The sequence below is a fragment of the Microcoleus sp. FACHB-831 genome (genome assembly GCF_014695585.1).
GTDB lineage: Bacteria > Cyanobacteriota > Cyanobacteriia > Cyanobacteriales > FACHB-T130 > FACHB-831.
Map to the genome: position 1 here is coordinate 21103 of NZ_JACJON010000039.1, position 23619 is coordinate 44721.

Here is a 23619-nt window from a genome sequence, read left to right on the forward strand (position 1 = left end):
AGATTAGTTGCAGGCTAAAATCTAAAATCCCTAATAAAGACGCTTGAGTACATAGTCAGCCATATCAATTAGGGCTTGACGGGAGTCGGACGGTTGTAAAGAAGCGAGGTGTTCGACAGCTAGGTGAGCATGGTGTGTTGCTAGTTCGCGCGATCGCGGTATACCCTGACTTTGGTTGATGATAGCGATCGCCTCCTCTAAATCCCCATCCTCGCTGAACTCTCCCTCTATCAGTGCTTCTAGTAATGGATTTTCTTCCAAGGCAAATAGCGTCGGTGCTGTAAGATTACCGCTTTTTAGATCTGAACCTGCGGGTTTGCCCAACTCTTCAGTAGAACCCGTGAAGTCTAAAATGTCATCGACGATTTGGAAGGCTAGACCAATATGACGACCATACCCATATAAATTATCGACCAGAGTCCTATCTACACCACTTAATACGCCAGCCGCCTTGCCACTGTTGGCGATTAATGATGCCGTTTTGTAGTAACTCTTCTCCAGGTAAGCCTCAATCGACAAGCTAGTATCAAATCGATTTAGCCCTTGTTGAATTTCTCCTTCCGCAAAATCCTTGATCACTTCTGAGAGTAACTTGACAACCTCTAGGTTATCCAGGTTGGCTAAGTACCAAGAGGATTGAGCAAATAAGAAATCCCCCGCCAAGACAGCAACGGCGTTGCCAAAACGACTGTGAACGGTAGGGAGACCGCGACGCATGGAAGATTCATCCACCACATCGTCATGCACCAAACTGGCGGTGTGAATCATCTCGGTAATTTCCGCAAGACGACGGTGACGAGGGGTTATGTCACGATCCAACATTATCGCCCGCGATACCAGCAGGACAATGGCTGGTCTAACTCGTTTTCCTCCAGCCCCGAATAAATGTTCTGCCGCCGCATACAAAATAGGGTGACGCGCACCCACAAGTTTTTTTAAGTTCTCGGTGAGAACTTGCAGATCTGCTTCAACAGGGGCAAACAGGGAGGTGACTGAGGTCATGGATTAGCCAACGGCTGCGTTAGTTACGAAATTTTACATTCTTGTACCTTATTTTAAGCAAATTCGGCTTAAGTGGGAAGTTGTATTGGTTAAAAGATGCGCTGCAAGCCTGTTTCAGTAATTGTATCGACTTGTTAAGTATCTCAAAAATCAGCGTTAAGAGCGGGGGATATTGTGTTAATCTTAGTAGTAAGGAATTAAGAAAAATTCATAACACTCCTCGCCAGTAAAACCTAACTAATGTGGGGCATTCCGGCGTTGCTCAAGGCCATATAAAATTAGCCTGAGAGCTACGGCTGAAAACTACACATAGAGGAACAGCCGCAGTGGCATATGACACAGGAAGGAACGTAGCTAATTGGTTTTTAGACATATTAGCAACTTTACTTTAATTAATGCTGCGACTAAATTACTGGTAGTGCGTTTATTTTAAAGGCACAATCCTTAGTCGTGGAAGTGGCGATCGCTAACTGAGTTACAGATGGTGGGGAAACAAGAGGGATGGGCGTAAATACTGGGTTCGGCAGAGTGGATAGCTTATAACGAACTAAGCATCCGCTAGGTACCGCAGCCAGATAGTGATTTTATCAATCATCCTCATAGACAAACGGACAATAGCCGTTAACTTTCTAGGAAAAACAAGCCCGCCCCAAGCCTTAGCGTGGGAATTGCGGGTAATGAATATGAAATTTGGGGGAGCAAAAATTTCTCTCCTAGATTGCTATGTTTACCAGCATTAAGAGTTACACCCTAGCTCTGGCTGGTGAAAGATTTTGTATGAAAAATAACCTACTCTACTTGTATCTACACTATGAATTACAGTGAAATGCCTCTGATTATTCCCGTTTTGGCCACAGGTTATTTGCTAACAATTTATCTGCTGTTGATGCTGGCCAGCCGAACTGCTAAAGGAGCGCGATACGTTGCTACCCAGAGGGTATCAGCCGCTGGGGGGGTATCTGGGCAAGAGACAGCCCTACCCTACGGAAAGCAAGTAGAAGGACTACCAGTAGGGTTTCCGGCGGGTGGAAGTAATACGCGATCGCAGACGCGCAGCGTAGGCGAAGCGACTAGCGTGCGCTAACGCCAGTCATCAATTTATACATTTTAAATTAGACGCAGTACCTCATGGCTTGCGACCAAACTGCGTGCCTGGGTGCGACATTGCTGGGAGATAAACTTTTTCAACAACGGGAGTACACCCCAACCACTGTACTGAAACAGTAGCAAACTGTTGAGGACAACCGCTTACCGCAAATCGTGTCGGTAGAGCGGGACGGGTATTTCGCAGTCCTAGCAAGTCTAGTTCTTGGGCGGCGGCGGCAACAACATGTACTGCTGGGTCAACAACCTTAACCGATGGAGGAAGAATAGTCTTTAATACGGGTGCTAAATGAGGATAGTGGGTGCAGCCATAGACGAGCGTATCGATCTCTTGCTCTAGCAAAGGTGAGAGATACTCCTTAGCCACCTCAGCAGTATAGGGGTCGCTAATGCGATTTTGCTCAATTAAGGGCACAAACTCCGGACATCCCACTTGCCAGACATGACACGAACTATCAATTTCTAAAATAGCGCGACGGAAAGCATTGCTGGCGGCAGTAGCTGGGGTAGCGATGACGCCAATCCGTTTTCCTATGCCAACAGCGGCGCGTGCCCCCGGCAGGATAGTCCCCAGAATTGGTAAATTAAACTCAGAACGCACCTTCTCGATTGCCAGAGCAGAACTGGTGTTGCAGGCTACGATCGCCATTTTCACCCCCTGCTCTGTCATCCAGTTGAGAATTTCTAAGCAGAACTGCAAAATTTCTGCCTGAGAGCGAGTACCGTAGGGCAGCCGCGCCGTGTCTCCAAAGTAGAGAATCGATTCATTAGGCAACTGGCGGTAAACTTCTCTCAAAACAGTCAGCCCCCCCACACCGCTGTCAAATATCCCAATTTTCAATGAGGATTGAGAGGAAAAATTTTGAGTTGTAGGGGGGGTAATGCTCGTCAAACTATCTTTGCTGTCATTGTTTTGCTCTGGCTTCTCAGCCAATAGGGAATCTTCAGTTAAATCCACAGTTGCTCCTCACACTACCTAAATTCTGACTTTTGACTTCTTAGTGTTTACAAAATTCGCTTCCTGCTGGCTGGGAATGCTCTTAAGAGTTCCTTCAACGAGTACGCGGAGTTTACACTTTTGTAAGTCTAAAGATTTTGCTGAATGTACTGCATGATGCCCCTCGCGATCGCCCGAGCCATTTGGTTCTGGTAATCAGGGTCCGACAGTCTGCTAGCTTCATAGGAGTTGCTTACATACCCTGTTTCCACCAAAACAGCAGGCATGGAATTCTTCCTCAGCACAAAGAATCTTGCACTACGCACCCTTCGGTCTGGGATATCCATGCTCTGCAAAATGTTGCTGTGGATAGTGCGAGCCAGACCTTCCCCTTTCCCGTAATGGTAAGTCTCAAGACCGCGCACATCGGGACGCCCGCTGATGGAATTGGCATGGATGCTGACAAACAAATCTGCACCTGCCCGTTGTGCCATATCAACTCGCGGTGCCAGATCTACGAAGTAATCAGAGTTTCGCGTCATCTTCACTTGGAGACCTTGTTGCTCCAGCAGCGCCGCTAACTTTTGGGAAATTGACAGAACGATGTCTTTTTCCAGAACTCCCCCCCTACCTGGGGCACCAGAATCTTTCCCGCCGTGACCCGGATCTACGATCACAAGCACTCTGCCATTAGAGGGACGGCGTATAGGTGTAGGTGTAGGACGGCTTTGCTCTACCGGAGGCGGATTAGGCCTTTCAGGCGCCGGGACAACAATCGTGCTGCTAATTGGTTCGTTGCTAGGTCGCGTCGTCCGTAATAACTGGAGCGCTACCATCTGGTCATTAACTTGATTGAGTTCACCAATCTGCACGCCAGCAGCTGGTTGCACTAGAATCGCCACAGTATTCGAGTCTTGCTGCTGTAGACGCACCCGCAAAACGGCACTGTTAGCATCCAGTTGCGGGCCTTTTACTCTGTCAGCCAACTGTGCGGAAGGAATTGTAATTCGATACGCACCTGCGGCACTGTCCCAGCGGCTGGTGGGCGATACCGAACGGTCAGCCCGAATTAACAGCATAGTGCCACTACTGGCGATGTCAATTGACTGAATGGTAGCTAGCCGAGGCGATGTTGGGGAAGAGTTAGGGTCGCTAGGATTGGAGGAAGGGGTGCCTATAGTTTGCCCGAGCGTGCCATTTGGCAAAACAACTATGCCTCCCCCCAGCCTGCTGAAACTGGGCTGCCAATCGGGGCCGTCTTGGCTGACGTTAAGCGTCATCCGCACGAAGCCGGGAGATTCTTGGGAAAATTTTACGCGACTGACGCCGAAGCGATTAACTGGTATGTCAGAAGGGGATAGCGTGTTGGAGAGGGTGGCGTTCTCTATGTCTATGGCGATCGTGTTGCGATCGCCATTCCGCTTTACCTTCAGTTGGGGTTCTCCGCCACTCGTGCGGATGAAAAACCCATCCCGCGTTACTTGTAAAGCTTGCACTTGAACTGCCGAACCAGCGGAAGCGATAATAGATGGCCCTGGCTGGTTCGAGCGATCGCTTGGGCGGTTTTGCGGTAGCGGTTCTTCAGGCGTAACGCTAGGTACATAAGATACTCGTTCCGGCGCTGGTAATTGTACCGACCACTGGCTCGGATTGAGACCTCGGAAGCGAACTTGTTCTGGATTTAGGGTGTAGCCAGGATTTAATTCAAGTACTAGACGAGTGGTTCGGTCGTCAAACTGCCCGACCCGCAGCGATCGCATTGCACCGTTGAGCTGCTGAGTCACGGTCGGGCGTCCCAGCGTTGTCCCTGGCAGATCGATTATCAGCCTCGTGGGGTTAGCAAGCAGTTGTGCTGTTGGCTGAACCCCATCGTCTGTCCTAAATTCCAGGCGGTTCTGATTGTTATCGAAGCGCCAAAATACCAGTTTCCCAGCGAATGCAGGGGATGAAAACAGAAAAAGGCTCAAAAAACTGGGTAGTAGCCAGTAATATCTCACAATCGTTGCTCCAAATAAACGCAGTATGGTTTATCGTTCATTGTTGATTGTGTATTGTTTATCCTAATCAACAACGAACTACTACTCTCGTGGCAGTAGAAAGGTTCGGTTCAATGCCTCTCAGGCGCGGGCATAAGAAGATGTGGGGATATGTTTCCCCCACACATAAATACACAATTACGAACGGGGTTAAAATACCATGATTTTGTAGTTGTGCGGACACCACGATAATTCAAGCAGGCAAACCACAGAGGACGTAGAGAGGCGGTATCAAGTTTCAGCAAAGCCCTAATTGTTAGTAGTTAGGGGTTAATCGCTAATCGAAGCATCGCTTTTTTCAGGTTTGGCGATCGCTGGCTCTTGAAACACTAGCCTTAACAACGGAGGGGCAATAAAAGTCGTCAGAATCACCATCATAATAATGGCCGCCTCTGTCGCTTCCGACAAAACACCGCTGGCAGAACCAACACCAGCAAAAACCAGCCCCACTTCACCTCTAGGAATCATCCCGACGCCGATCGCTAGTCGGTTGATACCGGGTTGTCCAAACACTGCCAGACCCGTAACAACCTTACCCGCAATGGCAACTGCGATCAGGAAAGTCGCCATTATTAGTCCTTCGCGGTTGCTGGGAACAGCGGGGTTTAGCACGCCAAAGTCTGTCTTTGCACCAACTGTTACGAAGAAAATTGGCACTAGCATATCAGCAATGGGCACGATCTGCTTGTCCAGCTCTTTACGCTTATCTGTCTCGTCGAAGACTAACCCAGCAGCAAAAGCTCCCAGAATAGCTTCTAAATGGATTGCGGCTGCAATGTATGAAAGAACGAAGGCAAAGATAAGAGCTGGTATTATCACGCCTCCGCGTGTCTTGAGTTGATTGGCGATCGCCACAAAGGATGTGTTTAAAACATTGCCTAGCAGAATCGCACCGATTAAAAAAACACTGGCGCTGATGACGGGATAAAGTACATTGCCTACATCTACGGAGCCAGTTTTGGCAAGACTGGCGACTACAGCTAGGACGATAATACCCAGGACATCATCTATAACCGCAGCGCCAAGAATAATCTGGCCTTCTTTAGAAGTCAGACGCCCTATTTCTGATAGAACTTTGGAAGTAATGCCAATACTGGTTGCTGTCAAAGCTGCACCACCGAATATGGCAGGAACCGCTGGCACACCAAACAGGTAAATTAGACCTACAGTTCCACCTGCAAACGGAACAACTACCCCAACAATGGCTACAATAGCGGCTTGCGGGCCAACTGCGAGCAGTTCTTTTAAGTTGGATTCCAGACCAATTTCAAATAGCAATACGATTGCACCCAGTTCGGCCAAAACCGAAATGACTTCGCCCATAGAGCTGAAGGTTGCGTTTGCTGAGTCAGGACTCAACCCCGCAGTCGATTGCAGCAAGGTGATGATAATTGAGTTAGAACTTTCTGCTCCGCTTTCGGGAAACACCAGCAGGTGCAGTGCAGAAATGCCAACTATAACACCACCAACCAGTTCGCCTAAGACCGCCGGAAAGCCGAGAGAGTTAGACAACTCGCCGCCAACTTTACTTGCAAAGTAGATGATGACTAAACTTAGCAGCACTCCTGCCATTACCAGCGAACCACTTTCTGCTTGTGTTGTTGGTGCTTGCAAGAGGAGGGTTTTGCACAAAGATGGGAACCAGTTTGGTGGGGTGAGGAAAGTCAAAAAAGGCAGTTGCATCTAAATCCAATGGTTGTGCAGAAATCATTCTTTATACTGTACAAGTTTCTTTACACAATGCAGCGAGGTCTGGCAAGGGAATTCTGTTATTTGAAACACAATTTTTCAGAGTGTTGCCATCCTTAAATGCCTAAGTCCTCAAGATGACGCTAGATAGGAGGAAGAGGGTTCCCTGGTAGGGGCAAGTTTTTGGCAGAAATGGGGAAAGTGTTTCGATTGCCTTGCATATGTAGTGGGACAGTCAAAAATTACACAACCCATTAAAAACACAATACACTAATACAAATTATTTATTGAGGGGGGAGAAATGCCTAAGTATAGGGTATAGATTGAATCTAGTGAAAATAATTGCCGATATGAAGCAATATTAGGGATTGACAGCCTGAATAATAGCTAGTAACTAGCCATCAGTTTTCAGCGAAATCCGCTTTTGCTGATGGCTAAAAGCTCTAAGTGCGATCGCTAATAACTAATTAGAACTCGTCTTCCCTATACTCTGCGCCTGTGCTGGCATTGTTATCCTGTTTGGAACCCAATAGATGGAGGCGATTCACTTGAATAACGGGTGAAGAACGCTCGGCTCCTGTAGCGCGATCGCTCCAAGTCTCAAACTTCAAGAAGCCTTGAACCCCAATCAAGCTTCCCTTATGCACGTAGTCGGCAGCAATTCGCGCTTCATTTCCCCAAAGTTCTAAATTGAACCAATCAGGCTGGTCGCTATCTTTAGTGGGACGCTTTACTGCCAACGTCAGTTTACACTTAGTGCTACCTGAGTCAAAAAATTTGACATCAGGCTCTCCACCTACACGGCCTACCAAATTCACAACATTCAAACTCATAAACTTCTTATAGTACACTTGTACTTGCGCGCAGTTTAATAAGTTTAGCCGAATAAACTAGAAATTGTACTGTCAGGGGCAAAATAATTGTTTTTTATCGTCCATTCAAAATAAACAAATCCTAGCTGCCCCGATCGGCCAAAAATATAGTGGGAGCCACCCACCCAAGGATATAAACTTTTGAGTGAGTGTTGACGAGTAGAGATTCACTTGAAGTTTATCCTGATGGAGCAAGCGATCGCCAGAATGATGCTTGCAGACTGAGTGTTGGGCACTTCCACTCTAACGAGGCGTGTAGACCCAAGTTCCGCCACTAGCAATACTGCATTGAACAATAAGCGTTTAGCGGTAGATCTAGGCAGAGCTTGTGCTAAACTCCACCCTTAGAGTAAAGATAGGCTGAATTGCCAAAGCTGAAGTATATATAAATACTGAAGCGATACAGTTATCGCCTTCTACGGTGCAAAGCAAGGAAAGCTCCACTCTGGAGTAAATCCAGCTTAACAAATATGATGCGTGAGTAAATTGGGGTATATAAAATTAACAGGTCTGGGACAAAACCGAAGGTCTACAACTCGAAGGCAACTTGGAGTTTTAAAGTCCGAGCTTGAGTCGCAGGCAATGTCAAGCCCAAAAATTGATAATCTGACGCCATACTCCCTGGGAGTTAGCAACAGAAAATATCAACTCACTAGACGCAGGATAGAAAACGTAATAAAATCCACCTCGGTTACACTTCAGTTACATTTCCGTCACACACAGCAGAATTTCACTTTGGGGGCGTAGAAACGAGTGGGTCTTTTCAGTCGCTTTTCCTTGTCGCGGGACATGGGTATAGACCTGGGCACAGCTAACACCTTGGTCTATGTATCAGGCAAAGGCATTGTTCTGCAAGAACCTTCTGTGGTTGCTATTGACCAAGACACTAAAATCCCGCTGGCCGTGGGGGAAGATGCAAAAAAAATGCTGGGTCGGACACCGGGCAATGTAATCGCCCTTCGCCCCCTACGCGATGGTGTGATTGCAGACTTTGACACAGCAGAGCTAATGCTCAAGCATTTTATCCGGCGGGTACACGAAGGGAGAACCCTGGTATCGCCTCGGATTGTCATAGGCATTCCTTCAGGTGTCACGGGCGTAGAACGACGAGCGGTTATGGAAGCCGCCTCTCAAGCAGGTGCCAGAGATGTCTACCTAATTGATGAGCCAGTAGCAGCAGCAATCGGTGCTGGGCTACCAGTCGCAGAACCGACCGGAAACATGATTATCGATATCGGTGGGGGTACGACCGAAGTAGCCGTCCTGAGTTTGCAAGGTACGGTGATCAGCGAATCGGTGCGCGTAGCTGGGGATGAACTGAGCGAATCTATCACTCAGTACATGAAAAAAGTACACAATCTAGTGATCGGGGAGCGGACATCTGAAGAAATTAAGATTCAGATTGGTTCGGCCTATCCTACTGATTTCGATAGCGATGCGACGATGGAAGTCCGGGGGTTACACTTGCTCTCTGGCTTACCGAGAACGGTCACTATCAAGGGGCCAGAAATTCGGGAAAGTATGTCAGAACCACTTTCTGTGATTATAGATGCGGTTAAGCGAACCTTAGAGCGTACCCCTCCAGAATTGGCGGCTGACATTATCGATAGGGGCATCATGCTGGCAGGCGGTGGTGCTTTGTTGAAGGGACTTGATACCCTGATCAGCCACGAAACCGGAATTGTTACGCACGTTGCGGCAGATCCCTTGAGCTGCGTTGTACTCGGAACAGGCCGTGTTTTGGAGAATTTCAAACAGCTCGAACGGGTGTTCAGCGGGCGATCGCGCAATATGTAATCAGTTTTGATTGGTTGTGTAAAAGCGAAGCAAAAGAACAACCCCCTTAGATATTGGCTGTCCCATTGCCAACACACAGAGGGGGTATGAGGATTGGCGTTGAGTGTTGAATAAAAAAACTTGCCTCAAGACTTATAACTTCCTCACCTCATAACTAAATTCAAAACTCATAACAATTAACAATCTATGTATACAATGCGTCGCTGGTGGGACCGGCACGGGGTACAAATGATCTTGGTGGGGCTGACTCTGGGAACTGGCTGGTTAGTCCGGCAGACTCAGGGAGAAGCACTTATTGAGCTTTATCAATATATGACCCGCCCATTTCAAACTGGTCTTACTTCACAAGAGCGGATAGAAAATGCCAAGGTTCAGGAGCTACAAGGCCGGTTAGTTGAACTGGAAAACCAAAACCGAAAGTTAAAAGACCTGTTGGGTTACGTTGACAAGACCAAACAAAAAGGAATAGTTGCTCCAATAGTGGGACGTAGCGCCGACCACTGGTGGCAACAGGTGACGCTGGGACGTGGGAGTGCTGACGGTATTAAAGTTGGCCATATCATTGTCGGTTCCGGTGGCGTAGTAGGCAGGGTGGTTAGCGTCACGCCCCATACCAGTAGAATATTGCTGATTAGCGACGCAAACAGTAGGGTCGGTGTTACCATCAGCCGCAGTCGCTACATGGGTTATATTCGGGGTCAGGGATCGAACCGAGCCGTAATGCAGTTCTTTGATAAAGTACCGGATGTTCGTAAAGGGGATTTGGTTTCCACCTCACCCATTAGCGATCTCTTCCCAGCAGGCTTGCCAGTAGGTCGTGTGGAGTCAGTGAATCTACAAAAAAGCCCTGCTCCTGAAGCTGTCATTGAGCTTACGGCACCGATTATGTACCTGGAGTGGGTGATGTCGTATCCGTTTGAGAGCAAGCAGCTAGGGTCTACAAACGAGGTAGAGTCTAAAAATTAGCAATTACGGACTAAAATCATCAACGACCTTGCCAATAACCCTAGTGTTTAAAAGGCCGAAAGCGTCCTCTTACACAGCTAAATGGGAGAACTAATTTTTGATTAACCTTTCTCACCTGTCACCTTGGGCACGTCAAATTGTTAACGCTGCTGTCACTGTTAGTTCTGTCGTTGTGTGTACGCTGGTCTTACAGACTCGCTTACCGGGGATGGAATTGTTGGGTATAGGCCCTAATTGGCTGTTGGTTTGGGTTGTCGCCTGGAGTTTGAAGCGCACGCCTTTCCAGGGAGCGATCGCAGGTATGGCTTTAGGGCTGATTCAAGATGGTATGACGGCCCCTCATCCCTCTCATGCTATTAGCCTTGGCATAGTTGGATACTTGACGGCTCGCATTCAAAAGCAGCGTTATATTCAGGAAGATTTTATCTCTGTTGCGTTAATTGTATTTGGTATGGCAGTGCTTGCTGAGACGGTTAGCGCACTTCAGTTTCTTCTAGAGGGCAATCGCGCTTTGGCAGAAATTTGGTCTGACCACCAGCGTATCGCGCTTTCTAGCGCTATTCTCAGCAGCCTTTGGGCGCCTGTTGTTTACTATCCCCTAAACCGCTGGTGGCAAAAGATGAATTTATTAGAGCAATCTTAAATTGCCAATTGGTTTCAGACTCGAACTAGCTTCTTAATATCTAGCAGGTAATGAGCAACTGAAAGTAAGTCGCAAGCAATGCGGGTGGGCTGAAACTGCTTAAGATACAAGCTACTGCGAATGCCGCAGGTGAGAGCAATTGTGGGAATCCCCATTGCTTTCCCTGCTGTTATATCTGCTTCAGTATCGCCCACCATCCAAGCTGATGATAAAGGCTTACCTTGCTCTTGTTGTTCTGCGATCGCTTTTTCCAATAGCTGCGTTTTCACTTCAGCGTAGTTTTTATAAGCAGCATTTTTGTCAGCAGTCCCATATATTCCACTAAACAGACGAGCTAAACCATAATTTTGTAATATTTGAGTGGCTTGGCTTTGACACCGCAACGTCACTAATACCAACCGCACGTCCTTAGAATGCATCAACGCGATCGCCCAGTTTACCCCTGGCTGCATTTTGTCTTTTGCTAACAGCGCTGGGTGATTGACAATTTTTACGACGCGCTCTAAAAAAACGTCAATTTGCTCGCCCTGCAAGCCCGACCGCATGGCAATTTCAATATCGGGAACTCTATCCTGCTTCATTTGCCAGAATTGCTGTTTAGTTAACATCTGGATCGGCAGAGTTTCTCCATCCTCCTTGTAGATTGCAAACGTATCGGCTAGCGCCAATTCGTAGGTGCTGTAGTAACGGCTGGAAACATCCACTATAGGCCCGTCAAAGTCACAGAAGACCGTCATCTGTTGCCTAGAGTAACCGCTGTTTTGATCTTGGTACCACTGCGGGGGTTGCGAGTTTAAGACAGTATTGCCTTTCATAAAAGGTGGGGGATAGGCTTTTTAATAAGTTTCTTTACATTAGCATCTGTATCATAAGTTTTAGTGCAATTTATTTTACTTAATTCATTCGCTCAACTTATATAAACAGATAACTTGTTTCAGGTGTTGCCCAAAAACTCACAAACTTGTATTACTTATTACTCTATAGTTGCGCTCTAGGGGGTATTATTAAATAATTGAAATTTATTCAAAATAATTATTGCAGCCTAGTTCTTCCTCGTCGAAATCATCATACCAAAAAAATGCGGTGGAAGTCTAGGGGTTTAGAAAAAAAAGTCACCTGGAACAGGTAAAAAATTAAATTATTGGGGTTGATTTGAAGAGGGTTAGCGATCGCTATTGCTTACAGCAACGCTGGCGTGCCTTTTATTATTGCAATCTTTGATAGAGATTTAGACGCCCGCCGAAGTTAGGTTTTACAGCACTTTGCTGTTGGAGTCTATTAACTATAAGAAAGCTGCTCAAAGCTTATCGAACATAAGAGTAAGCATGCATCTGGCATAGGGTAGGGAAAGGGCGATCGCGCCTATACTACAGATAAATCTCTCCGGCTGCGAACTATGCGCCTGTGCATAAATCCCCATTGCGCTAAACTAGACCACCCTAACAATGATAATAACCGTTTCTGTCAAAGTTGCGGATCTGACTTGCTGCTGCAAGGGCGTTATCAAGTGATGCGCTTGCTAAGTGATAAAAGCGGTTTTGGCAAAATCTATGAAGCCGACGAAGGCGGAACGCCAAAAATTCTCAAAGTTCTGAAAGAATATTTCAACAATAACAGCAAAGTAGTAGAACTATTCCAACAAGAAGCAGCAGTATTGAAAAAGCTTAATCATCCCGGCGTTCCCAAAGTTGATGTTGATGGCTACTTCCGATTTCAGGCAAAAAATAGCCTAACATTGCACTGCATTATAATGGAAAAAATTGATGGCCACAACTTAGAAGAATGGCTGCAACAACATGGGAATAATCCCATATCCGAACAGCAAGCAATAGGGTGGTTAAAACAACTGACTGAAATTTTGCATCTCGTGCATCAAAATCAGTGGTTCCATCGGGATATTAAGCCGCCAAATATCATGCTAAGACCCGATGGGCGGTTGGTGTTAATTGACTTTGGGACGGCGCGGGAGGCGACAATTACTTATATCGCCAAACTAGGTGGAGGACACTCAATCACACGTGTGGATTCACCAGGTTATACGCCACCAGAACAAGCCAATGGTCAAGCTGTACCGCAATCGGATTTTTTTGCTTTGGGACGCACGTTTGTGTATTTGCTAACTGCAAAGAATCCTTCGGACTTTTACGATGCCAATAATGATGTTTTGCGCTGGCAAGAGGCGGCTAATATTTCAACGTTATTGGCTGATTTTATCGATAAGTTGATGGCGCCCAGACCTGGGGATAGACCCCCCAATACTGAGGTGCTTTTACAGCAGATAGGGGAAATTGAACGCAAGCTAATTCAACCTGTTAAAACGCCACAAATGGCGACAACCTTAGGTATTTTTACAAGTCCACTTTTTCTTAAAACGCCACAAATGGCGACAACCTCAAGTATTCCTAAAACTCCATCTTTTCCTTTAGCTGCGCGAAATAAATTATTGGTGGGTGGTGTAATCTTAACGGGGTTGGGAGGATTATTAGGAGTACTGATGTATGGTCAACTTACGTTTAATAGCGATCCGATTTCCTTAGTCATCTCTCAATCATACCTAAAAAACACCCTACAAGGTCATTCCGGATTTGTTTATTCTGTCGCAATAAGCCCGGATGGGCAGACTTTAGTTAGTGGGAGCGATGACAAGACCATCAAGATTTGGAATTTGGCTAGTGGCAAATTAATCCGCACCCTCCAAGGTAATTCCCACCAGATTAATTCTGTCGCAATAAGCCCGGATGGGCAGACTTTAGTTAGTGGTAGTGATGACTATAAAATCAAAATTTGGAATTTGGCAAGTGGCAAATTAATCCGCACCCTTCAAGGTCATTCCGACGATGTTGAGACTGTCGCAATAAGCCCGGATGGGCAGACTTTAGTTAGTGGTAGTGGGGACAAAACTATCAAGATTTGGAATTTGGCAAGTGGCAAATTAATCCGCACCCTCAAAAGTCGTTCCTTTTCGGTTGAGACTGTCGCAATAAGTCCGGATGGGCAGACTTTAGTTAGTGGTAGTTTGGACAATACCATCAAGATTTGGAATTTGGCAAGTGGCAAATTAATCCGCACCCTAGAAGGTCATTCCGCCTATGTTACATCTGTAGCAATAAGCCCGGATGGGCAGACTTTAGTTAGTGGTAGTGGGGACGATACCATCAAAATTTGGAATTTGGCAAGTGGCAAATTAATCAGCACCCTTCAAGGTCATTCCGACGATGTTGAGACTGTCGCAATAAGCCCGGATGGGCAGACTTTAGTTAGTGGTAGTGATAGTGGGGACAAAACTATCAAGATTTGGAATTTGGCAAGTGGCAATTCAATCCGCACCCTCAAAGGTCATTCTTCCGGGGTTCTGTCTGTCGCAATAAGCGCGGATGGGCAGACTTTAGTTAGTGGAGGACGTAGGGACAATACCATCAAGATTTGGCGGATGCCGCGTTGAACCTCACCCCCAGCCCCTCTCCTGGGAGGAGAGGGGGGTAAGAAATAGGGGAGGGCGGGGTAAGAAATAGGGGAGATATGTTGCTTTGGCGATGGGAAATCGCGGCTACAAAAATATGTGTTCGGGTGCGCGGAGTTATGATTTTAGTCTGTGCAGGCAGGCTTTATTTGTATAGCGCCAGAATTACATTCTGAGGGCAGCTTAATTTTTTTATAGGAGCGATCGCGCTTAAGCTGCAAACACCAAAACTCCCACTACAGTATGCTTGCTGCGTCCTAATTCATTAAACTCAGGGTTAGGCACGACAGCAGCAAAATAATGGACAACATTTCCCCAGACGCTCAACCGCACGCATCTCAGCCAGAATCAACCGTGACAGCCTTCGACCGCGCTATGATGCAGCGGTGCATCGAACTCGCCAAGCGTGCTTTGGGGCGTACAGCGCCCAACCCGCTCGTTGGTTCTGTAATTGTCCAAGATGGGAAGATTGTGGGCGAAGGCTTCCATCCCGGCGCTGGTAATCCGCATGCAGAAGTTTTTGCCCTTAGAGACGCTGGCGATCGCGCTCTTGGAGCTACTATCTACGTTAATCTAGAACCCTGCAATCACTACGGGCGGACTCCACCATGTTCCGAAGCCTTAGTAGCCGCTGGCGTCGCTAAAGTAGTAGTGGGCATGGTTGATCCAAATCCCCTAGTTGCTGGGGGAGGCATTGAGCGGTTGAAGCAGGCGGGTATCGAAGTAGTGGTGGGAGTGGAAGAAGACGCCTGCAAGCAACTCAATGAAGCTTTTATCCATCGCATTCTCTACAAACAGCCGTTTGGGATTTTAAAATACGCTATGACCCTAGACGGCAAAATTGCCACAACTACGGGTCACAGCGCTTGGATATCCAGCCTCGAAGCTCGCAATGAAGTACACAGTCTGCGGAGTGCCTGCGATGCTGTAATTGTGGGTGGTAACACCGTACTGCTGGATAACCCCCATCTGACAAGTCATCAAAAAGATGCTCGCAATCCTCTGCGCGTAGTAATGAGTCGTAGCTTGAATTTGCCATCTGAAGCGCATCTATGGGAGACAGATGAGGCGAGTACCTTAGTGCTTACCGAGCCTGGTTCTTCTCCGGATTTTCAGCAGATGTTGGCGAAAAAGGGGGTTGAAGTAGTAGAGCTTAATCCGCTGACACCTAAGAAAGCAATGGCGTACTTGTACGACCGAGGGTTACTCTCCGTCCTGTGGGAATGTGGGGGTACTTTAGCAGCAAGTGCGATCGCAGAAGGCGCGGTGCAAAAAATTCTCGCCTTTATTGCTCCCAAAATTGTCGGCGGTAAAGCAGCTCCTTCACCAGTGGGGGATTTGGGGTTTGCAACAATGACGGAAGCACTTACCTTGGAACGAGTCGTCTGGCGAACCGTCGGATCGGATTGTGTGGTGGAAGGTTATTTGCGGCAATAGGCGATTTTAGATTTTAGATTTTAGATTGAGTCATGGTACTCGCTAAAGGCTGTTCGAGAAAACCCACTCTCGCTAAAATCCAAAATTGAAAATCGAAAATCCCGGCATCCTTGCATTCCCAACCCCCCTAGCTACTTGATTGAGGCATAAAGCAAGAATATGCTCGAAGTGATGATGTTGAGGATGGTGCTGGTTGGCAGTATTGGCGTCGAGGCGTTAATACTAAGTGGATGGATGCGTTGGTGGCAGGCCATTAGCAGCCAGCTAGATGAGGAGGAGGAAGAAACTTTGACCCGTTATGAATCAAAAGATGACCCTGTTGCAGCCGAACCGCAGTCCAACGGTTCAGTTCCACTGGGGTCAAAAGATCCGCGCTTAGTTGGTTGGGAATTTAAGATCGTGCGAGCGAACAGCACTCTGTTTCGCAACCCAGCTGTATTTCAACACCTGTGTGAAGAAGAGGCGCAAGCTGGGTGGATTATGTTAGAAAAACTTGACGATAGTCGCGTCCGGTTCAAGCGACCGCTTGCCATGCGCGAGCTTCTTCAACCCGAATCAATTTCTTTCGATGCCTACCGCTGCCATTACGGGCCAGGGGTGACGCGGCGTACATGGTTGCTCGGATTCGCGGCTGCGATCGCTATATTTCTTCCGGCTGTCATTGGCTATTCCTTGGTGACGGCGATGCTTGCCAACGATCGCAATACAACACCTGCGCCAACTCTTAAGCAGCAGTCACCACCAGAGCAATCGCCGAAACTTCCATCGGGAGAGTATTGAGGCGATCGCGATCGCACCCTTTTCTCGGTCAGGGGTTTTGATAATGCTGATAACTCATAGGCGATGGCACTTGCGGAAATTGAAAAGTCAAAAGGCATTTATAAGGAATCTGTTGTTTTTAATTTTGCCTTTTGACTTTTTAGTTGAGTGCCCGATTCGTCCGGCTGAAGAAGATTCTAGCGCCCCCCTCCCCCCTTCAGGCGCGATCGTGAGCCAAGTCCCGAATCAGGGAGGTCTTTGAGAGAATGTAGTCGCTCAGAATGTCTATTTCGTGACCCGAGAGCGATCGCTCTTGTTTTATTTGCTTGAGAAGCCACTGTACTAAGCTGGCATCGTCTAACTTCAACAGCATATTGGCCTGAGTAGTTTCAATTAAAAACCAAAGCTGACGTAGCATTGTGGGAGTCATAAAACCTCCGTCTTGCGGATACCTGGGCGGTCTAGCAGAGTGGATGACAACTGATCTTACTCATGGGGTGAGAGCAGGTGGGCAGGTAGGCAGGCTGCCTATCCTTAAGTATTCCTTTAGTTTTCCACCATAACCGATTTAGATAGACTAAAATCCGGGATCGCACAAGTTGCAACAACAGTTACCAAATATTTAACAAAACGCAGAGTAACTTGACCTCAAGCAATAATAAAAGTTGCCAGACGCCGATCGCCCTTTACAAAATTTATAGTTCATCCTGGTAATTTTGGGGTAACGGACGATACGCAATCTACAGAAGGTCTAGCTGACTGGGCTGACTGCTGCATTTACTTGGGAATCATCAAGCCAAGAGTTGCCGTTGTCATTGAAGTTGATGCGTTTGATGGCGGATGAAGGCGATCGCTAATTATGACTTGCTGGAAATTCTCGCCTTCCCTCACGCTGACATCGAAGCGATCGCCTTGAATCTGCTGCCGCCTCATACCATACGCTTAAGGTTCTTAACCTGTGCCTATAGATCCGTCTATAGCGAGCTACAAGAAATATTTATGAATAAGTGTTAACAAAGTTGAATAAGATAATCACATACACAAATAAGTATTTTTTCCTAACGCCATGATAGCGGATCAATTTCCCTGGCTTAGCGCGATTATCCTGCTGCCACTCGTTGCTGCACTGCTTATCCCTTTTGTGCCTGATAAAGATGGCAAGCGCGTGCGGTGGTATGCACTAGGAGTGGGTATCGCAGATTTGGTCTTGATGTGCTACTGCTTTTGGAAGCATTACGATCCCAGCAACACTGGTTTCCAAATGGTAGAGCAATATGCGTGGGTGCCTGAGTTAGGACTGAAATGGTCAGTTTCCGTCGATGGAGTTTCAGCCCCGCTGGTGCTTCTCGCAGGATTAGTGACGACACTCTCAATGTTTGCAGCGTGGCAAGTCGATCTCAAACCCCGCCTCTTTTATTTCCTGATGCTTGTGCTGTATTCAGCACAGGTAGGCGTATTCGTCGCGCAAGACGTGCTGCTGCTGTTCATTATGTGGGAAGTCGAACTCATTCCTGTATACCTACTCGTCTCGATTTGGGGTGGTCAGAAGCGCCAGTACGCCGCGATGAAGTTCCTACTATATACCGCTGCTGCTTCTATATTTATTTTGGTTGCTGGTCTGGCAATGGCATTCTACGGCGACAACGTGACCTTCGATATGGTCGAACTCGGCTTGAAGGATTACCCGCTTGCGTTAGAACTGCTGCTTTATGCAGGATTGTTGGTTGCATTTGGCGTCAAGCTAGCTGTTTTCCCCCTGCACACGTGGCTGCCAGATGCACACGGCGAGGCCTCCTCTCCCGTATCGATGATATTAGCGGGCGTACTGCTGAAGATGGGCGGATACGGGTTGATTCGCCTAAATTTAGGACTTCTTCCTGATGCACACGTTTACTTTGCACCCGTTCTAGCGATTCTGGGCGTTGTCAATATTATCTACGGTGCGTTTAACTCGTTTGCTCAGACGAATATGAAACGTCGCCTAGCGTATTCGTCGGTTTCTCACATGGGATTTGTTCTGTTGGGGATTGCGTCTTTTACCGACTTGGGCATAAACGGCGCAATGCTGCAAATGATTTCTCACGGTTTAATTGCATCATTACTATTCTTTTTAGCCGGAGTGACTTACGATCGCACTCACACGATGTCGATGAAAGAAATGGGCGGTATTGCTCAGGCAATGCCCACAGTATTTGCCCTGTTTACAATGGGTGTGATGGCTTCGTTGGCTTTGCCGGGGATGAGCGGCTTTGCTAGCGAACTGTCTGTTTTTGTGGGCGTGACGACTAGCGACATCTACAGCTCAACCTTCCGTACCGTTACAGTCTTCCTAGCTGCTGTGGGTGTCATCCTCACGCCGATTTATCTGCTTTCCATGCTGCGACAGGTATTTTACAATTCTGGTGAAGTACCTACCTGTGACATTGCACCTACATGCGACCTTACAGATGCAGACTTGCAGAATCAGGGAAATCAAGAAGCGGTTTGCTTCGGTACAAACTGTACCTTACCTATCGATGCCGAATTTACGGATGCTAGACCTCGTGAGGTGTTTATTGCTGCTTGTTTTCTAGCGCTGATTATCGGCATTGGCGTATACCCCAAGATGGCTATGCAGATGTACGATGCAAAAACTGTTGCGGTGAATGCTCAGGTTCGCGAATCTTATACCCAAATCGCTGAAGTAAATCCCCAGATTTTTGCTCAGAGATTTTTAACTCCTAAAGTTGCAGAGTCGGAAGTAACGCCAGTTTTGGGAATGGTGGAGCGTTTTTCGAGATAAGCGCTGCGTGAGTAATGTTTTGGTAGCCGATGGCTAGGGGCGTTTTGTCTAATTAGTTATCAGCTACCAACTCTTTTAGTCTTGCCACAAATAGCAGCTAAATTGCAGCCAACCGACGCCGATAAAGTTACCTTTGCCCAAAGATGCGATCGCGCTTAAACCTTGATGAATCTTATCCAACCACAAGGGTATCAACTGGTTCAATTGCTTTGAGCGATCGCGATTGGACAACGATGACAAATAATTAGTCAATCGACAGAAATATATGGAGAATAGGGAACTCGAATCCCTGGCCTCTGCGGTGCGATCGCAGCGCTCTACCAACTGAGCTAATTCCCCGCCCGAAATTTAAGCCTAAACATTATACCATCAAGCCTCTTGGCCTATTTAACTGGCTGGGGCGGCGCGGTTCGGGAAAATACTTGCTGCACGCGCTCGATTTCTAAATCATAAAGATAATCTACCGCCCAATTAGCCCAGCGTTGGAGCATATGAAACGGGTAGGTATGCGCTACACCAACAACTTTAACACCCGCTCGTTTCGCTGCTTGAATCCCCACCAGGGTATCTTCTATCGCCAAACACTCTGCGGGTTTGAGGTTAAGACTGGGATACTGTTGATTCAAACGCTCTACGGCTAGCAGATAGCCATCGGGTTCTGGCTTGCTAGCTGTTATGTCGTCACCGCCAACGATCGCACTGAAGTACTGAGCAAGTTTGGCACGATTTAACACCAGTTCCACTTCCGAGCGCAGAGCGCCGCTCACAACAGCAATTTTAACTTGGGCGGCGCGGATCTTAAAAATCAAGTCGTCCAACCCTGGATAAATTGGCAATTTTTCTACGCTTTCCAGCTTTTGTTCGTATGCTTGCGCCTTGCGGCTAATTAGCTGGGTTAGGTAGGAATCGCTGACAACTCTACCGCGATTGGCGAGTAAATCTCTCAGACAGGCGCGATCGCTCCTTCCCAGACAAAATTGCTGATATTCCGCTGGGTTAAAGCGCAGATTTTCCGCAATCAGAATTTCATTAATCAGTTCGCGGTGTAGCGGTTCATCGTTGATGATGACGCCGTTGAAATCAAACAAAACTGCCTTTAAAGTCATGCCGTTATGCCAAAAGCTGGGGCTGGGAAACCCTGCAAATCTTCACCCATATCAGTAGTATCGGGCGCGTGGAAACGCGATCGCGCGGCGGAGTTTCGCGTTGCTTCCCCTGCAATGGGTTTGACACCCTGCGTTACCTGATGAATTAACCATACATCAGTCGTCTGCACCGCTTCAAATCCCGCCGATCCCATCCATGCATCCAGATTACCAGAGGCGTAAGCTTTAATATACGGCTCCTCAAAAATCTCATTCAGCCAATCCGTCTGGCGCAAAGTTTTCTGATTACCATCCAGGATTAAAACTTCTCCCCCAGTCTTCAGCAATCGAAAGCTTTCCCGCAGAATGGCTTGCGATACTGCTGGCGGTGTCTCGTGAAATAACAACGAAGCTGTCACTAGGTCAAAATAGCCATCAGGAAACCCGGTTTGTTCCGCATTGCCATGTTTAAACTGGATGTTTCGCTGCGCTTTATTGGCCTTGTGTTCAGCCATAACTAGCATATATGGCGATAAGTCCAAGCCAATGACTTCCGCTTCCGGGAAAGCTTGTTTTAACATTAGCGTCGTCGTTGCGGTACCGCAGCCTAAGTCGAGAATCCTTTTAGGCTTGCAGCGGATGGCGTCAATCAAGCTTTGACGCACCCAGGTTTCGTTGGGAGCTAAGACATACTGAGTAATCGGATCGTAGGAAACCGCTGCGCTGGGGTTGAAATATCCGTTCTGGATGCCATGAAAGTTTTGGCTACTGTAGTAAGAGGGGATTGTAAGAGTCGGGTTGCGGAAGCGATCGCTCTCCTTCTCCCAATCCACGCTTTCATAGAAACGCCGCAACGCTGGCTCATCTATAAACAGTCGCACAACTGGCTGTAAAAAACGTTCCCAAATCGTGTCTTTACCAACTGCCATATGACTATCCTCTAGAGGCGGCTTTTATCAAGCAATTTTGTACTATCTTCACAAATCTTAATATATTTCTCCCTGATGTTGCCTCATGCGAGCAAATTCTGGAATTGCAAGTATTATGTTGTAGTATAAAAGTATTATAAATAACCAAACATCCGTATGCCTCACGAACAGCTAGAAATCTCAACCCCAAAGCCAGTGCTATCTTGGGCAGGACACCCACTTGGCGCAGACGAAACCAAGATGGCGCGGAACGTTGCATCGCTACCATTTGTATTCAAGCACGTAGCCTTAATGCCAGACGTTCACTTGGGGAAAGGTGCATTAGTGGGGTCTGTAATTGCCACTAAAGAAGCTATTATGCCCGCTGCTGTTGGCGTAGACATTGGTTGCGGCATGATGGCAATCAAAACCCCATTTAATGCTGACAAATTAGAGGGTAAGTTAAAGAAAATTCGTCTGGATCTTGAAGCAGCTATTCCAGTTGGATTTAATGAGAACAAAGATATTGAAAAAACTGTAGCAAACTGGCAGGCTTGGGAAGATTTCAAGGAACTGCATCAAGGAGTGCAGCGCCTTGAGAATAAAGCAATGAAACAACTAGGTTCGCTAGGCGGCGGAAATCACTTTATTGAAGTTTGCGTCGATACTAACGAGCAAGTTTGGCTGATGTTGCACTCTGGTTCGCGCAACATTGGCAATATGCTAGCGCAGTGCCACATTGACACGGCTAAAGAATTAGCAAAGCTGGCAGAAACTCCCCTACCAGATAAAGATTTAGCCTACTTTGTTGCTGGTACTCCAGAATTCCAGGCATACTGGCGCGACTTGCAGTGGGCGCAGGATTATGCTCGTTTCAATCGCGATGTGATGATGAATCGTTTCAAGCGAGTTGTAGAAAAACATATTGCAGGAGGTAAGGCAACTAAGCCTTTATTGTCGGTAAATTGCCATCACAATTACGCCGAAAAAGAGGTGCATTTCGGGGAAGAAGTCTACGTCACTCGCAAAGGTGCAGTAAGGGCGCGTGAGGAAGATTATGGCATTATTCCTGGCTCGATGGGAGCAAAATCTTACATCGTTAAAGGTAAGGGAAACCATGATAGTTATTGTTCTTGCTCTCACGGCGCAGGGCGTTTGATGTCTCGGAATAAGGCGAAAAATGTCTACACGCTGGATGATTTAATTCAACAAACTAAAGGCGTGGAGTGTCGCAAAGATGAGGGAGTTTTAGACGAAATTCCCGGTGCTTACAAGCCAATAGAGGAAGTCATGGCTAACCAATCAGATTTGGTTGAAGTTGTGGCAACACTGAAGCAAGTTGTGTGCATCAAGGGGTAAATTTACGCAAATGTTTTGTAGGGTGGGTTAGCGCCCATCCTACGATTATTAGCTATTGTTTAGAATCCAAATTAGGAATCAATTAGCATTATTAATTCTTGGCGCGATCGCCCTTAAATCGCTTAAGAATAATAGGCATAGCAGAAAGTGCCGCTAGCACAGCCAAAGCACCCAATAGCTGTAAAGGAGGGCCACCCGTAGCTGCTTCCAGCCCACCGCGTCCCAGCCAACAATATGCAAAGCTTCCCGGTATAATCCCTACAAAAGTTGCCAGAAAATAAGCAGCTAGGGAAATCGGTGTCAGACCTAATAAATAGTTAACCGCAGTGAAGGGAAAAACTGGTGCAAGGCGAAGAGATAAGGCAAACCAAAACCCATCTTGTTCAATTCCTCGACTAAGATTACGCAAGCGATCGCCCTTTTCAAACTGCTGCTTCGCCCAATCTCCAGCAACGAAGCGTGAGATTAAAAATGCCCCCGTTGCTCCCAAAGTTGCCCCAATTATTGTCCACAGCGTACCCCAGAAAAGCCCAAACAAAGCACCAGCTGAAAGCGTCAAAATTGTAGCCGGAAAAACCAAAATGGTTGCTACAAAGTAAATGACAATGTACCCCAGCGGTGCAAAAACACCAGCTTGTTCTTTCCAGGCTTGTAAGTTTTGCGGTTGCAGCCAAGAACTAATTGGTGTGAACTTAAAGATAATTAAAGCAGTTACCAAAATAACTGCCCCAATAAACAGTCGCATCCATTTCGACATTGGCTGAGTATTCCTTCGAGTTAGCC

At 47.1% G+C, this 23619-nt stretch carries 21 protein-coding genes and 1 tRNA gene; 9 read left to right on the plus strand and 13 right to left on the minus strand.

The window, feature by feature from the left end; all coding sequences use genetic code 11:
- Positions 1-30: 30 nt before the first annotated feature.
- Positions 31-1002, minus strand: a complete 972-nt coding sequence (sds, locus tag H6F77_RS09650) for a solanesyl diphosphate synthase (protein WP_190487763.1) — start codon at positions 1000-1002, stop codon at positions 31-33.
- 811 nt (positions 1003-1813) lie between these two features.
- Here sds and H6F77_RS09655 point away from each other — a divergent pair.
- Positions 1814-2086 carry a hypothetical protein gene (locus tag H6F77_RS09655; protein WP_190487951.1) on the plus strand — a complete coding sequence of 91 codons (273 nt, stop codon included), beginning with the start codon at positions 1814-1816 and terminating at the stop codon, positions 2084-2086.
- A gap of 42 nt (positions 2087-2128) precedes the next feature.
- On the opposite strand, the gene murI is transcribed toward H6F77_RS09655, so the two are convergent.
- The 4 genes from murI to H6F77_RS09675 form a co-directional block, all read right to left on the minus strand.
- Positions 2129-2989: a glutamate racemase gene (gene murI / locus H6F77_RS09660; RefSeq protein WP_309228826.1), complete on the minus strand. Its 861-nt coding sequence runs from the start codon at positions 2987-2989 to the stop codon at positions 2129-2131.
- A gap of 203 nt (positions 2990-3192) precedes the next feature.
- On the minus strand, positions 3193-5040 hold the full coding sequence (locus H6F77_RS09665) for an N-acetylmuramoyl-L-alanine amidase (protein ID WP_190487765.1): 1848 nt from the start codon (positions 5038-5040) through the stop codon (positions 3193-3195).
- A gap of 309 nt (positions 5041-5349) precedes the next feature.
- The gene (locus H6F77_RS09670) at positions 5350-6762 is read right to left on the minus strand and encodes a cation:proton antiporter (RefSeq protein WP_190487767.1); all 1413 of its coding nucleotides are present in this window, start codon (positions 6760-6762) and stop codon (positions 5350-5352) included.
- 473 nt (positions 6763-7235) lie between these two features.
- Positions 7236-7601, minus strand: a complete 366-nt coding sequence (locus tag H6F77_RS09675) for a single-stranded DNA-binding protein (RefSeq protein ID WP_190487769.1) — start codon at positions 7599-7601, stop codon at positions 7236-7238.
- A gap of 828 nt (positions 7602-8429) precedes the next feature.
- Here H6F77_RS09675 and H6F77_RS09680 point away from each other — a divergent pair.
- The 3 genes from H6F77_RS09680 (at position 8430) to mreD (ending at position 11046) form a co-directional block, all read left to right on the plus strand.
- Positions 8430-9437, plus strand: a complete 1008-nt coding sequence (locus H6F77_RS09680) for a rod shape-determining protein (RefSeq protein ID WP_190487771.1) — start codon at positions 8430-8432, stop codon at positions 9435-9437.
- 195 nt (positions 9438-9632) lie between these two features.
- Positions 9633-10403: a rod shape-determining protein MreC gene (gene mreC / locus H6F77_RS09685; protein WP_375335930.1), complete on the plus strand. Its 771-nt coding sequence runs from the start codon at positions 9633-9635 to the stop codon at positions 10401-10403.
- Positions 10404-10500: 97 nt separating this feature from the next.
- Entirely contained in the window at positions 10501-11046 is a 546-nt protein-coding gene (mreD, locus tag H6F77_RS09690; protein WP_190487774.1) for a rod shape-determining protein MreD, read from the plus strand.
- Between the two features lie 14 nt (positions 11047-11060).
- Here mreD and H6F77_RS09695 read toward each other — a convergent pair whose 3' ends face one another.
- A complete protein-coding gene (locus H6F77_RS09695) occupies positions 11061-11861 on the minus strand; it encodes an HAD family hydrolase (RefSeq protein WP_190487776.1) in 801 nt (266 codons plus the stop codon).
- Between the two features lie 581 nt (positions 11862-12442).
- Between H6F77_RS09695 and H6F77_RS09700 the strand changes: the two genes are divergently transcribed.
- The 3 genes from H6F77_RS09700 to H6F77_RS09710 all read left to right on the plus strand — a co-directional run bounded on the left by H6F77_RS09700 (position 12443) and on the right by H6F77_RS09710 (position 16723).
- Entirely contained in the window at positions 12443-14488 is a 2046-nt protein-coding gene (locus tag H6F77_RS09700; protein WP_190487778.1) for a WD40 repeat domain-containing serine/threonine-protein kinase, read from the plus strand.
- A gap of 318 nt (positions 14489-14806) precedes the next feature.
- On the plus strand, positions 14807-15943 hold the full coding sequence (gene ribD, locus H6F77_RS09705) for a bifunctional diaminohydroxyphosphoribosylaminopyrimidine deaminase/5-amino-6-(5-phosphoribosylamino)uracil reductase RibD (RefSeq protein WP_190487779.1): 1137 nt from the start codon (positions 14807-14809) through the stop codon (positions 15941-15943).
- A gap of 159 nt (positions 15944-16102) precedes the next feature.
- A complete protein-coding gene (locus H6F77_RS09710; protein WP_190487781.1) occupies positions 16103-16723 on the plus strand; it encodes a hypothetical protein in 621 nt (206 codons plus the stop codon).
- A gap of 196 nt (positions 16724-16919) precedes the next feature.
- Here H6F77_RS09710 and H6F77_RS09715 read toward each other — a convergent pair whose 3' ends face one another.
- Both H6F77_RS09715 and H6F77_RS09720 read right to left on the minus strand, forming a co-directional pair.
- Positions 16920-17132 (minus strand): hypothetical protein, encoded by a 213-nt coding sequence (locus H6F77_RS09715; RefSeq protein WP_190487783.1) that lies wholly within the window; start codon positions 17130-17132, stop codon positions 16920-16922.
- A gap of 347 nt (positions 17133-17479) precedes the next feature.
- Entirely contained in the window at positions 17480-17635 is a 156-nt protein-coding gene (locus tag H6F77_RS09720) for a hypothetical protein (protein ID WP_190487784.1), read from the minus strand.
- A 133-nt stretch (positions 17636-17768) separates the two neighbouring features.
- Here H6F77_RS09720 and H6F77_RS09725 point away from each other — a divergent pair, with 133 nt between their 5' ends.
- Positions 17769-19484, plus strand: coding sequence for an NAD(P)H-quinone oxidoreductase subunit 4 (locus H6F77_RS09725; RefSeq protein WP_190487786.1), 1716 nt, complete (start codon positions 17769-17771; stop codon positions 19482-19484).
- Positions 19485-19559: 75 nt separating this feature from the next.
- Here the strand turns inward: H6F77_RS09725 and H6F77_RS09730 are convergent, their stop codons facing one another.
- The 4 genes from H6F77_RS09730 to H6F77_RS09745 form a co-directional block, all read right to left on the minus strand.
- Positions 19560-19724 carry a hypothetical protein gene (locus H6F77_RS09730; RefSeq protein WP_190487788.1) on the minus strand — a complete coding sequence of 55 codons (165 nt, stop codon included), beginning with the start codon at positions 19722-19724 and terminating at the stop codon, positions 19560-19562.
- A gap of 26 nt (positions 19725-19750) precedes the next feature.
- A tRNA-Ala gene (locus H6F77_RS09735) sits at positions 19751-19823 on the minus strand.
- Positions 19824-19867: 44 nt separating this feature from the next.
- Positions 19868-20590, minus strand: coding sequence for an HAD family hydrolase (locus H6F77_RS09740; RefSeq protein ID WP_190487790.1), 723 nt, complete (start codon positions 20588-20590; stop codon positions 19868-19870).
- Entirely contained in the window at positions 20587-21498 is a 912-nt protein-coding gene (locus H6F77_RS09745; protein WP_190487792.1) for a class I SAM-dependent methyltransferase, read from the minus strand. The genes H6F77_RS09740 and H6F77_RS09745 overlap by 4 nt, the downstream gene beginning before the upstream one ends.
- A gap of 156 nt (positions 21499-21654) precedes the next feature.
- On the opposite strand from H6F77_RS09745, the gene H6F77_RS09750 reads away from it, so the two are divergent.
- Positions 21655-22836, plus strand: coding sequence for an RtcB family protein (locus H6F77_RS09750; protein WP_190487794.1), 1182 nt, complete (start codon positions 21655-21657; stop codon positions 22834-22836).
- A gap of 91 nt (positions 22837-22927) precedes the next feature.
- On the opposite strand, the gene H6F77_RS09755 is transcribed toward H6F77_RS09750, so the two are convergent.
- Positions 22928-23593: a TVP38/TMEM64 family protein gene (locus tag H6F77_RS09755; RefSeq protein ID WP_190487796.1), complete on the minus strand. Its 666-nt coding sequence runs from the start codon at positions 23591-23593 to the stop codon at positions 22928-22930.
- Between the last annotated feature and the right edge of the window lie 26 nt (positions 23594-23619).